This window comes from Paenibacillus sp. Pae15 (assembly GCF_024519685.1).
GTDB lineage: Bacteria > Bacillota > Bacilli > Paenibacillales > NBRC-103111 > Paenibacillus_G > Paenibacillus_G naphthalenovorans.
Map to the genome: position 1 here is coordinate 99,517 of NZ_JALJRM010000013.1, position 11,586 is coordinate 111,102.

An 11,586-nucleotide genomic window follows, 5' to 3' on the forward strand; every position below is an offset into this window, starting at 1 on the left:
ACTTTGACCCTCACTTTCCTTTTGCGTCTTCGTACTGCCGCAGATTTCTTTTGATTTGTTTTAAATGCGTTTCCACGTGTTCGACCAGCAGGTGATCTACAATGAACGTCATCGGCTTGGTTCCGAATCTCGGGTTTCGGCTCGGGGATTCGACAGTTAAATCTTCGGCCGTCAGCGGACCGAGCACATCCCGTACTTTTGATTTCAAAGCGATAATGCCCTTCAATACTTCGTCCTTTGTTCGCTGTCCGGCTTGAGCGACCGCGTTTAACCTTCCTTCATGCTGCAAGCCTCGTCCCCATTCGATGCCGGGAGATGCAATGACCTGCGTCAGCTCATTCAGCCAATAAGGGGTGGCTTCTTCCACATGACAGAGAATCTCCATAACCGACCATGCGTCATCCGCAGGTTTAAAGCGGAGAATTTCTTCGTCGAGGTCTTGGGTAATCTCCACGATTTGATCGATGGATCGGTGAATAGACTGGATCCGGTCCTGCAATTCGCTCATGAGTTTATCCCTCCTGTACTTTTTTTACCCGGTTTTCGAGGACGCCGATGCGGTCGATTTCAACGCGCACCACATCACCGTCTTTGAGGAAGACTTGGGGATCACGCGCCACTCCGACACCGCCCGGAGTGCCGGTAAGGATGAGATCGCCGGGCTCAAGCGTCATCAGATTCGACAAAAACTCCACCAAATAGGGGACGGTAAATACCAGGTTGGCGGTATTCGAACGCTGGCGCTCTTCGCCATTGACGGTCAAGACCACCTCAAGCCCTGAAGGATCGCCCAATTCATCGGCTGTGATCAACCAGGGACCCAGCGGCAGGCTTCCTTCCACTGTTTTTCCCTGCAGCCATTGAAGTGTTCTTCTTTGAATATCCCGGTAGGTAACATCGTTAGCCACGGTATAACCGGCAACATAATTTAAAGCGTTGTCCCGGGAGACGTTTCTGGCGCGTTTACCGATAACAAAGGCGAATTCCGCCTCATAATCCAGCTGTTCCGAGACCGGAAAGAAAGGAATATCGTCCTGGGGACCAATGATGGTGTTGCTGAATTTGGCAAAGACAACAGGGTATGGAGGAAGCTCTCGGCCCATTTCTAAAATATGCTCCCGGTAGTTATGGCCGACACAAACGATTTTTCCCGGATTTAAAACGGGAGCTTCAATTTTAACGTCGGAGTATTCATATATGACGTTTCGTTCGAACGGCCCCGGGGATTGGAGAATGAATTGAACCGCTTTCTTCGCCAAGGAAAGGCTTTCATCTCCGCCCTGAAGAAATTCCACCATATTGGCCGGAATAAATGCTTCGGCAATTTGTTTTGCCCGAATAGAGCCATTGGCTTGCAGCATGAGTTCATAAGCGGTATTTAAATCAATCACTTTGCCGTCTTCAATACATCCGATTCGACTTTCTCCATGAATGCGATAATGGACTAAACGCACCATCCATCTCTCCTTTTTGTTCACAATTAGTAAATATTATTTATTAATATCGTACAATGTGAATATATCAAAAGTGCTTCCTTGTTGTAAAGACAAATTAAAAAATGTGAAACTTTCCGAAGAAAGCATTTACAAAAAAAATGATTTTAGGTATATTAACAGTGATCGAATAAATAATATTGAACTTGATTTACCAATAGTGAACAATAGGAGGTGCAAATCATGAATTCGGTTATTTTACTGTGACAGACTGCCGAGGACTGGCGAAGCGGCGGGTCTGGAGAAAGCCATCCTGTACTGAATTTTAGCTTGTGAGTAGAGGGGGAGAATACATTGCGTTCAATCGATATTAATCGGATGATTGATGAATCAAAATTTAACCGCTTTCATGGTCTTGTTTTGTTTTGGTGCGGTTTCATCATTGTTTTTGACGGATATGACCTTGTCGTATATGGTTCGGTTGTTCCTGTTTTAATGCAAGCCTGGGGGTTGACCCCTATTCAAGCCGGTTCGCTGGGAAGCTATGCTTTGTTCGGGATGCTGTTAGGGGCTTTAATTTTTGGTCCTCTGGCGGATAGGATCGGCCGTAAAAATGTCATTTTGTTCTGTATTGCACTCTTTAGCATCTTTACGGGGATCATCGGATGGGCCAAGACCCCCGCAGAATTCGGGATCTATCGATTTATAGCCGGCTTAGGCCTGGGCGGGGTGATGCCCAATACGGTTGCATTAATGACGGAATATTCACCCAAAAAGCTGAAGAGTACGCTCGTTTCGATTATGTTTAGCGGTTATTCCGTCGGGGGGATGCTTTCTGCAGGTCTGGGTATTCTATTAATTTCCCGGTTCGGCTGGGAAGCCGTTTTCTTTGTCGGAGCTCTCCCGTTATTTGCCCTGCCGTTTATGGTTAAGACGCTGCCTGATTCCCCCAGCTTTTTGCTGGCCAAAAATCAGACGGAAAAGCTTGGTGAAATCTTGTCTAAAATCAATCCGGAGTTTACTCCGCAAAAGGACGACAAATATGAAATGGTTATCCCGAAAAAAACAGGGATGCCGGTTATCACGCTGTTCGAGAATCGCCGTAGTTTAAGCACAATCATGTTCTGGATTTCGTTTTTCATGTGCTTGCTGATGATTTACGGATTGAATACATGGCTGCCTAAACTGATGGATAAAGCGGATTACCCGTTGGGGTCAAGCCTCATGTTCTTGTTTGTCTTAAATTTCGGAGCCATCTTTGGCGCGATATTCGGAGGATGGGCGGCCGATCGTTGGGGTTCAAAGAAAGTATTGATCGCGTTTTATTTGCTGGCAGCGGTTTCATTAACATTGCTCGGCTTTAAAGCCAACATGGTCGTATTGTTTGTTCTGGTGGCTATCGCCGGTGCAGCTACGATCGGGACACAAATTATTGCCAATGCTTATGTTTCTCAATATTATCCGGTTCATATGAGATCCACCGGTATCGGTTGGGCATTAGGGATAGGCCGGTTAGGCGCCATTGTCGGCCCGATGATGGGAGGGATTTTGCTGTCGCTGGATCTGCCGTTAATGCAAAATTTCATAGCCTTTGCTGTGCCCGGACTGATTGCCGCTTTGGCCATCTGGTTTGTTCAGGAAAAATATGCCGACATGCGCAGCACGGCAGTAGCGGAAGAACAAGTCAGTCCGCAATCGAAGAGTATTGACGCTATAGCTAAATAAAAATGGATAATAGCCGAAAATCAGTGGTTTATTGATGATTTCGGCTATTTTTGACCATTTTAATACGATTTTGAACAAATTTAAGATAAATAGTATTTACAAATGAAAAATCTGTTGGTAATATAAAAAGCGTAAACAATAAATAAATATTATTCACTAATCGTGAACAACGGGAGGTACTAATCATGAAACTTGGTTATTTTACTTTGACTGACAACCCGATTGAGTACGGCAGCACAAGGAAAGATGCGAACCAGATGATCAGGGATTTGGCCGAGCAATGCGTATACGCGGAGGAGCTCGGATTCGATTCCGTTTGGGTTCCGGAGCATCACTTTAGTGTGCTGGGAGTTCTGCCTTCACCATCCTTGTTCTTGGCCAACATCGCGGCAAGAACCAAAAAAATTACCTTGGCTCCTGCAACGGTGCTTTTGCCGGCGAGCCATCCGATTCGTATGGCTGAGGAATATGCATTGCTGGATCTCTTGAGCAACGGCAGAGCGATTTTCTCTGCAGGAAGAGGATACGACAAGCGTGAATACGATGTATTCGGCGCCGATTTCAACCAAAGCCGGGAAATCTTCTTTGAAGGGCTGGATATCATTAAAAAAGCGTGGACAGAGAAAGCGTTTTCTTATCAAGGGAAGTTCTATTCGTTCCCTGAAGTGGAGCTGACGCCAAGACCGGTGCAGGATCCGCATCCTCCGATCTATGTAGCGGCATTCAGCCGTCCTTCTTTGGAGAAAGCGGCCGAGATGGGAGAGAATGTGATCTTTGCCCCATTTGCCGCCAATATGGTGTTCGGAAGTCTGGAAGGAGCGGTTTCATCCTTTAAGGAGCTCTCCGAAAAGCACGGTTTTAAAGGCAAAGGCGCCCGCTGTTCGTATTTCATTAATGTGACCGAAACGAAGGAAGAGACGGAGAAGACGAAACAGCGTATGCTAAAATACTTCACCGGTCTGGTACCGGCCTTCCCGTCCGATCCGACGACGGCGCCTCCTCATATCCGTTATTTTGTGGATATCGTAGAGAAGCTGAAAAAGATGAAGACCGACGATTTGAGCGACAAGAGCATTATTGTAGGGGATCCGGAATATGTAACCGAGTGTCTGAAGAAATGCGAAGCGGCGGGTCTGGAGGAAGTCATCCTGTACTTTGACTTCGGCGGCCTGTCGCATGAAGATACCATGAAGTCTATGGAACGCTTTGCCAAGCATGTGCTGCCTCATTTTAATCAAAATGTCGTGAATGCTTAAAACGGATCAGCTTCCCTCTATTGTTGATATCATTTCCATAGGAGTGATATGATTCAAATAAATGAAACGCGGAGGGAAGGTTTAAAAGAGATGACGACGAACGACCTTAAAGGACACGGTATCCAATCCCTTGAATTGGGATTGGATATCTTGAAAAAAATTGCGGACCAGGACAAACCGCTCACGATTACGGAAATAGCCAATTTATGCGGAATGTCCAAAAGCAAGCTGCACCGGTATCTCACCAGCTTTTGCCGATGCGGTTTCCTGGCAAAGCAGGATGATTTACGCTATTCCCTTGGCACCGAATTGATTTTATTAGGATTAAAAACATCTGAAAAATTGGATGTAAAGGAAATTTCAGGACCGTATTTGACGGCCCTTAGAGAAAGATTAAATGAGACGGTCGCCCTTGCTATCTGGGGGGAGAACGGACCTTTCTTTCTCCGGTGGGAGGAGAGCAACCGGGCGGTTAATCTCGGCATTCGCGCCGGTTCTCAAGTCAGTGTTACGCGCAGTGCGCCTGGAAAGTTATTTGCCGCCTATCTGCCTCAGTCACGAACGCTGGAATTAGTTAAACGGGAACTGCCGAACGGCGAACTGGAGCAGGCGGCTTTCTATAATGAGATGGAAGAAGTCAAAAGAAAAGGATATGCCGTCACGCAAGGCACGTTAATTCCGGGAATTTCCGCGATCAGCTGCCCTGTATTTGGCCAAAACGGTGAAATCATAGCTGCGATTACGGTCGTCGGATTAATCGATACACTGGATGTTTCGGAAAATTCCGAAACGATCCCCATCATCAAGGAACAATGTTTATCGTTATCCCATTCTCTGGGGTATCAAAAAAAATTCAGTTACGTTTAACAGCCTGATTGTCCGGGGACCGGAGGAGTTTGGGGGGAAGGTTCAATCATGGGATTTACGTTAGATGCCGAGAAGGTCATTCATCTGCCTGATTTAAACTTTGTTCAATTTTGTCAAAAAACATATGGTTTGAATCGCGGAGTCTATAATACGGTGGATTCCTGGTTTTATCAAAAGGGAGCTACAGATATAGCGGATCGAAGAAAACGGATTATCCATTTTTTGGACTGTGTTCATCATCCGGTTGAAAACGGAAGACTGAAATTCGGCCATGGCGGACTGGCCTCATGTTTAACCCTTTATTGGGAAAACTATGCTTAAAGGACAGCATGAAAAACGCCAAGACGAGGACTGCCATTTCCGAGAGCAAGCCAAGCCTGACTGATTCACATATTACCATCACATGATTTTTAAAAATGGATAGGGGATGGCATGATGACAACGACAGAATTTGATTTCACTCAAATTTTTGCCGATGAGCGTTTGGGGTTTCTATCTACGATCCATAAAGAATCGGGAGCGATTCAAAAAAATGCCGTCTCCTGGATTTATGGCTATAAACCGAAAGTCCTTCGCGTAGCCGTTTCCACCAAATCGGACATCGTCAGCAATATCGAGTCGAACGCCAATGTAAATTTCTCCTTTTTTTACAACAAATCGATCGTATCCTTCCAAAACAAAGCCAGGATCTTGACCAAAAAAATGCCGGGCGTTCCGTTTCCGTTGACCCTTATTGAATTGTCAACCGATGAACTGCACGACATTATGTTCTATGGAGCGGAAATAGCTCAAGAGCCGGTGTATAAGAAAACCTATAACATAGAGGCCGCTAAAAAATTGGATAAGCAGGTATATGCATCTATGGCATTAAGCGAGGAAGAAATGGAAGCGGCAAAAGAATAAATCCGACTAGGCTCGCGCTGCTGCCGATGAATAGGGCGGCACAGCAAGAAAGCCCTGCACTCTTTAGAGAGTGCAGGGCTTTCTTAGGTTCAGCGGACTCCGCTTATATCATATCGTAGCCGATAAAGGCTTCGCGAACGCGGCTCCAAAACGGGAACGGGCGAAACCTGGCGAACTTCACCTTCCTGCCTGCCGCTACCATGCTGCGAATCGAAATGATGTCGTTGCGCTGCATGTATACGTGGTCAAGAGACAGCAGAATGTTCTGATTCGCCCTCGGATAGATGTCGCAGTGGTGATGCTTCGGCAGCAGAATCGGCGAGCCTAACGTACGGTATACGCGGTTGTTGATCGATGCGATCTCCGCAATTTGAATGGCATCCAGAGACGGATGGACGATGGCTCCGCCCAGGCTCTTGTTGTAAGCTGTGCTTCCGGAGGGCGTCGAAATACAAATGCCGTCGCCGCGGAACGTCTCGAGCAACTCGTCGTTGATGTGAAGCTGTGCGACGAGCGTGGCATCGACGCCCTTCAGCGTGAATTCATTCAGTGCCAGTTCGGTTTCAATCCCGTGCGGCGTCGTGATTTGGATCTCCACAAGCGGATATTTGACTACCCTCAGATCATTCTGCCTGCTGCTTTCGCCCATCAGCTGCGCGAGCAGTTCCACTTCATCCGGCTTCCAATCGGCGAAGAAACCGAGCCGCCCGGTATGAATGCCGACAAAGGAAATGTGATCCAGCTGATCCTTATAGCGGTGAAAGGCTTGCAGCAGCGTTCCGTCTCCTCCGATGGACAGAACAATGTCGGGGGCCGTCTCTTCGTGAACGAGACCGAACTGTTGAATCAGTTCATGGAACGAATGCATCAATTGGATGGATATTTCATCGCCGCGATGAACCACATTGTATTTCAAACGGTTGTCCTCCTATATCTGTACGCTTCGTTATGCTCAGCCGTCCGAAGCGCTGCAATACTCTTCAATCCATATCGCCGTGCTTTCCGGCATTTGGTTAAACCTGACCGCAACCCGGTATGCGTCGCTGCCGAAAGGAGCGATACGAATAACTTCGGCATGGAGCGTGAGTTTCTGGGCAAGTCCGGGCAGCACAAAAGATAACTCCAATTCCAATGGAGAAAATAGACGGGTCGAGGTCATGAATGACACGCCGCCCGCGGACAGATCCAGGATTTGCCCGGTAAAAAATGCATTTCCCTGATGCGTTCTCTGCCCCCGCACGCCTATAATCCGACAGGTTAACGGTGTACGCACCTGAGGCACGATTCGCTTATATTGGCGCTGCTCTGCTTTAAGAAGCTGCGGCGGAGCTGTAAGCGTCAATGTACAAAGGCATCGTTTCGTTTCCAAATGGAGCAGGTCAACGAGGGCATAATACAGAATCCCCCGCTTAAAAAATGAAAATTCGATGAAATACACATGATGCAGCTTCTCCAAAGGGTGGATCGCCATCGTTTCCAGAGTGACGGTCATTTGCTCGCCGTCCGCTTTCGAGAGTGTGAAGCTGTCCTCATAGCAAAAGGGCAGGCCCTCCTTGGTTTCGCCGACAATGATGAGGCGGCAGCTTGCAGGGATAACGACCGTCCCGCATGCCAATGCTTGGTTCCAATGCATATGCGACACCTACCGGAAATGGTTTTCGACACCCCTTTTGTATCTGTGTAACTACATCATAATCAATAATGGAAAAGAAAACAATGCCAAGACCGCAGGCGGCTACGGTATGAGTCCTCTGCGATTATGTTATGATATGGAAAGGATGCCTTAAGAGGAGCTGATCCGATGATTCATACGTTTGCCGTCACTCACCAATCTGCGATCGAGCAGGATTTGGAGCTGGAAAGATTGCACAGCCCTGAAATCCGCTGGTATTGGGTTGATTTTGATTGTCCTACAAGCGAAGAAGCTGCGTTATTGGATACATTTTTCCACTTTCATCCGCTTGCGATAGAGGATTGTATGCAGTTTCTGCAAAGACCCAAGCTTGATCACTATGAGGATCATCATTTTTTTGTTCTGCATACGATTAATCCCGTGACGTTGGATTCAGACGAGGTAGACCTGTTTCTGGGCAGAAACTATATCGTTACGTACCATTCCAAGCCTCAATCCGAGCTGGAGGATTTCCGCGGCAAGCTGCTGTCGGACCCTAAATATTTGGAGAATGGGCCGGTGTACGCTTCCCATCTGCTGATAGACAAAATTGTAGACCAATATTTTCCAAGCGTATATCATCTGGAGGACAGCCTGAATGAACTGGAAGACAGCTCTCGGGGCGTTTGGTCTGAAAAAGTAATGGACAGGGTGTTTGAAATCCGATCGGACCTGCTAAAGCTGAGGAAGACGATTTTTCCGATGCGCGATTTGCTGTACCGGATTATTTATTCGGAAAAAATCGAAGGCGTGAAGCAGCATGCCGCTTATTTTCAAGATATTCACGACCATCTGTTGAAGCTGTCGGATATGGTGGAGGCGAACCGCGATTTGACTTCGGACATCAGGGACAGCTTTATTTCCATCAACTCTTATCGGATGAACACCATTATGAAAACGCTGACCGTCATCACCACCATTTTCATGCCGCTAACGTTTATTGCCGGCATTTACGGGATGAACTTTCGCTATATGCCTGAGCTGGAGTGGAGCTTCGGATATTTCGCCGTATTATTCATCATGTTCTCGATCGGACTCGGAATGTTTTGGTGGTTTAAAGTGAAGGGATGGTTCAAATGAGCAAGGGCCTTGCGCAGGCGTTCAACCGGACATCTGCAGCAAGGCCCTTTGGACCTTAAAACTTAGTCACGAACGGCACCTCGAAACGGCGGGCGAAATTGGCGCTGACCGGAAGCACGCGGATGCTGAAATGCGGACCGTGCTTCAAATGTGAAGGAATCATGGCGCGGTAGACCACGGCGCCGTCGCCAAGCTGCCGCGCAGGCTCCATAGGTACGACGACCTGGTGCCAGCCGTCGGGTCTCTCTTCGTAGTGGATGAGCTCGATAGCGGTATCCTGGTACCAGATGGGGCCGAATCGGACCGTGGCCGTAACTTCTTTGAGCGGAGCCGTCGAGGTTGTCCCCGAGGGAGAGTTCAAGGTCCGCGGAGGCGTATCATTCACCTCGAGGACACGGACATGGTGCCAAGATTGATGAATGAACTTCTTGTAATCGGCCACCTTGGTCGCTTCGGCATAATCATTGTCCGCAAAAAGCTGCGTTCTCTGCAGTGAGGGAATATAGGTTTCATTCACGTAATCCATCACCATGCGGTCCGTGTTGTACACAGGGGCCAGAGTACGAATGGAGCGCTTCATCCGGGCGACCCATTGAGCGGGCAGGGGACCTTGCTGATAATAGAGCGGCACGATCTCCTGCTCCAGCAGCCGATAGATCGATTCCGTGTTCTCCCGGTCTTGAGTCCACGGGTCGGCGTGATCATGGTTTTCGATGCTCCATCCGTTCGTGCCGTCATACCCTTCCTCCCACCAGCCATCCGGCACACTGAAGTTGATGACCCCGTTCATTGCCGCCTTCTGGCCGCTGGTGCCGCTCGCTTCGTACGGCCGGCGCGGATTATTGAGCCAGACGTCTACGCCCTGGATCAGGCTTTGCGCCAAGCTCATATCATAATTTTCGAGAAGAATGATTTTGCCGCGGAACGATTCCATCCGGGATACCCTGTAAATTTCACGAATCATCTCTTGGCCGGAGTGATCGGCCGGATGCGCTTTTCCCGCAAATAGGAACTGTACGGGCCGGTCCGGATGATTGACAAGCCGATTCAGCCGGTCCAGATCCGTAAAGATCAGTGTGGCCCGTTTGTAAGTGGCAAAGCGTCTTGCGAACCCGATCGTAAGAGCCTCCGGAGACAAGAAGGTTTGAACCGCCTCTATTTTCTCGGACGGCATTCCGTTTCGGCGCAACTGCTCGCGGAGGTTGGCGTGTACGTGTGCAAACAAACGTTTTTTCAGTGTCAGGTGGACCGACCATAAGGACTCCTCCGGAATGGAATCGATCGATTTCCACACCTCCTTGTCCGTGTGTCGGGAAATCCATGTTTCCGGGAGAAACCGGCTGTACAGCTCCTTAAGCTCGGGAGCGAGCCAAGTCTGGAGGTGAACGCCGTTCGTAATATGCCCGATCGGCACTTCATGCACATCAATGTTCCCGTGAAACGCGCGGAACATATCGCGCGAGACATGGCCGTGCAGCTTGCTGACGCCATTGCGGAGAGCCGCCGTGTTCATGGCCAGATAGGTCATGTTGAACAATTGCTTGTGAACATCCCATCCGAGCTCCGTCAAAGCCGCCTTGGCGTGCGGGTATTCCGCAAACAAACGGCTGAAGTAATATTCGAACATCGGTAAGGGGAAAGCGTCATGCCCGGCTGGAACCGGGGTATGGGTCGTAAAAATGGTGCTTGCGCGAACAACCTCGAGCGCAACATGGAACGGCAGCCCGTTATCCAGCTGCTCTTTCAACCGCTCAAAAGACAAAAAGGCGGCATGGCCTTCGTTAATGTGATACGTACCCGCAGCTATGCCCAGAGCTCTCAGCGCCTTCACGCCGCCTACGCCAAGCAGAATCTCCTGCGCGATGCGGACATCCTGGTTGCCGCCGTATAATTGCGAGGTCAGCTCCCGGTCCCAGGAGCTGTTGTCCTCCAAATCCGCATCAAGCAAAAAGACAGGCACCCGGCCCACCTGAACCTGCCATACTTTCAGCCGCACGGTGCGGTCCGCCATAGGCAAGGACACATAGAGTTCCTCCGGCGTCCGTTCGGCAGGGGGATTGGACTGAACCGGCGCCAAGGCCGGAACGATAGGCAGCCGGCTGACATGGCAGGCGGCGCTCTCGGCAAGCTGTCTGCCCTGGGCATCGAATTTTTGACGGAAATAGCCCTTTTTATATAAGAGTCCGATGCCCACAAGAGGAACGCCGAGATCGCTGGCCGATTTGCAGTGATCGCCCGCCAGTATACCAAGACCGCCCGAATAAATCGGCAGGGATTCGCAGAAGCCGAATTCGGCCGAAAAATAAGCGATGGTCTTTTGCGCATATTCGGGGCAGCGCTGCTCGAACCATGTGGGGGTACGGAAATAATGGTCGTATTGTTCCATCACCGTCCCGTACTTGTTCAGAAATTCACCGTTATGCGCGAGCGCATCGAGCACGGGCCTTTGGACCTCCATCAGCAAGCGGACAGGATTGTGTCCAGAATGCTCCCACAGCTCCGGATCAATCGCAGAGAACAGCGACTTGGCGCTGTCATTCCAACTGAACCATACGTTGCAGGCCAACTCCGACAATCGGTTGATGGCGGGAGGCAGTTCAATGCTTTTCGAATGAAACTTGGTATGCATGGTTTCACCTCTAACCAAAAT

General features: G+C 49.1%; 11 protein-coding genes. 6 read left to right on the forward strand and 5 right to left on the reverse strand.

Annotated elements, in window-relative coordinates:
• Positions 1 to 10: 10 nt before the first annotated feature.
• Together NR121_RS13070 and NR121_RS13075 are read right to left on the reverse strand one after the other, a co-directional pair.
• Complete coding sequence (locus NR121_RS13070; protein ID WP_054817602.1) at positions 11 to 508, reverse strand: DinB family protein; 498 nt, start codon at positions 506 to 508, stop codon at positions 11 to 13.
• Between the two features lie 4 nt (positions 509 to 512).
• Positions 513 to 1,454, reverse strand: a complete 942-nt coding sequence (locus NR121_RS13075; protein WP_054817648.1) for a fumarylacetoacetate hydrolase family protein — start codon at positions 1,452 to 1,454, stop codon at positions 513 to 515.
• A 333-nt stretch (positions 1,455 to 1,787) separates the two neighbouring features.
• On the opposite strand from NR121_RS13075, the gene NR121_RS13080 reads away from it, so the two are divergent.
• From NR121_RS13080 to NR121_RS13100, 5 genes are all read left to right on the forward strand, one after another.
• Complete coding sequence (locus NR121_RS13080; protein WP_256831305.1) at positions 1,788 to 3,158, forward strand: MFS transporter; 1,371 nt, start codon at positions 1,788 to 1,790, stop codon at positions 3,156 to 3,158.
• Positions 3,159 to 3,343: 185 nt separating this feature from the next.
• On the forward strand, positions 3,344 to 4,414 hold the full coding sequence (locus NR121_RS13085) for an LLM class flavin-dependent oxidoreductase (RefSeq protein ID WP_062406407.1): 1,071 nt from the start codon (positions 3,344 to 3,346) through the stop codon (positions 4,412 to 4,414).
• 48 nt (positions 4,415 to 4,462) lie between these two features.
• Positions 4,463 to 5,281, forward strand: a complete 819-nt coding sequence (locus NR121_RS13090) for an IclR family transcriptional regulator (protein ID WP_062406410.1) — start codon at positions 4,463 to 4,465, stop codon at positions 5,279 to 5,281.
• Positions 5,282 to 5,329: 48 nt separating this feature from the next.
• Positions 5,330 to 5,602 carry a hypothetical protein gene (locus NR121_RS13095; RefSeq protein WP_062406411.1) on the forward strand — a complete coding sequence of 91 codons (273 nt, stop codon included), beginning with the start codon at positions 5,330 to 5,332 and terminating at the stop codon, positions 5,600 to 5,602.
• Between the two features lie 111 nt (positions 5,603 to 5,713).
• Entirely contained in the window at positions 5,714 to 6,184 is a 471-nt protein-coding gene (locus NR121_RS13100; RefSeq protein WP_082660599.1) for a PNPOx family protein, read from the forward strand.
• Between the two features lie 103 nt (positions 6,185 to 6,287).
• Here the strand turns inward: NR121_RS13100 and NR121_RS13105 are convergent, their stop codons facing one another.
• Both NR121_RS13105 and NR121_RS13110 read right to left on the reverse strand, forming a co-directional pair.
• The gene (locus NR121_RS13105) at positions 6,288 to 7,100 is read right to left on the reverse strand and encodes an NAD kinase (protein ID WP_054817608.1); all 813 of its coding nucleotides are present in this window, start codon (positions 7,098 to 7,100) and stop codon (positions 6,288 to 6,290) included.
• 36 nt (positions 7,101 to 7,136) lie between these two features.
• The gene (locus NR121_RS13110; protein ID WP_054817609.1) at positions 7,137 to 7,817 is read right to left on the reverse strand and encodes a PilZ domain-containing protein; all 681 of its coding nucleotides are present in this window, start codon (positions 7,815 to 7,817) and stop codon (positions 7,137 to 7,139) included.
• A 168-nt stretch (positions 7,818 to 7,985) separates the two neighbouring features.
• Between NR121_RS13110 and corA the strand changes: the two genes are divergently transcribed.
• Complete coding sequence (gene corA, locus NR121_RS13115) at positions 7,986 to 8,936, forward strand: magnesium/cobalt transporter CorA (protein ID WP_062406417.1); 951 nt, start codon at positions 7,986 to 7,988, stop codon at positions 8,934 to 8,936.
• 55 nt (positions 8,937 to 8,991) lie between these two features.
• On the opposite strand, the gene glgP is transcribed toward corA, so the two are convergent.
• Positions 8,992 to 11,565 (reverse strand): alpha-glucan family phosphorylase, encoded by a 2,574-nt coding sequence (gene glgP / locus NR121_RS13120; protein WP_256831307.1) that lies wholly within the window; start codon positions 11,563 to 11,565, stop codon positions 8,992 to 8,994.
• Between the last annotated feature and the right edge of the window lie 21 nt (positions 11,566 to 11,586).

Excerpts from the sequence above, each read along its gene's own strand:
- NR121_RS13070 (WP_054817602.1), bottom strand. The coding sequence starts at position 508 with ATGAGCGAATTGCAGGACCGGATCCAGTCTATTCACCGATCCATCGAT.
- glgP (WP_256831307.1), bottom strand. The coding sequence starts at position 11,565 with ATGCATACCAAGTTTCATTCGAAAAGCATTGAACTGCCTCCCGCCATC.
- NR121_RS13090 (WP_062406410.1), top strand. The coding sequence starts at position 4,463 with ATGATTCAAATAAATGAAACGCGGAGGGAAGGTTTAAAAGAGATGACG.
- NR121_RS13095 (WP_062406411.1), top strand. The coding sequence starts at position 5,330 with ATGGGATTTACGTTAGATGCCGAGAAGGTCATTCATCTGCCTGATTTA.
- NR121_RS13110 (WP_054817609.1), bottom strand. The coding sequence starts at position 7,817 with ATGCATTGGAACCAAGCATTGGCATGCGGGACGGTCGTTATCCCTGCA.
- corA (WP_062406417.1), top strand. The coding sequence starts at position 7,986 with ATGATTCATACGTTTGCCGTCACTCACCAATCTGCGATCGAGCAGGAT.
- NR121_RS13085 (WP_062406407.1), top strand. The coding sequence starts at position 3,344 with ATGAAACTTGGTTATTTTACTTTGACTGACAACCCGATTGAGTACGGC.
- NR121_RS13100 (WP_082660599.1), top strand. The coding sequence starts at position 5,714 with ATGATGACAACGACAGAATTTGATTTCACTCAAATTTTTGCCGATGAG.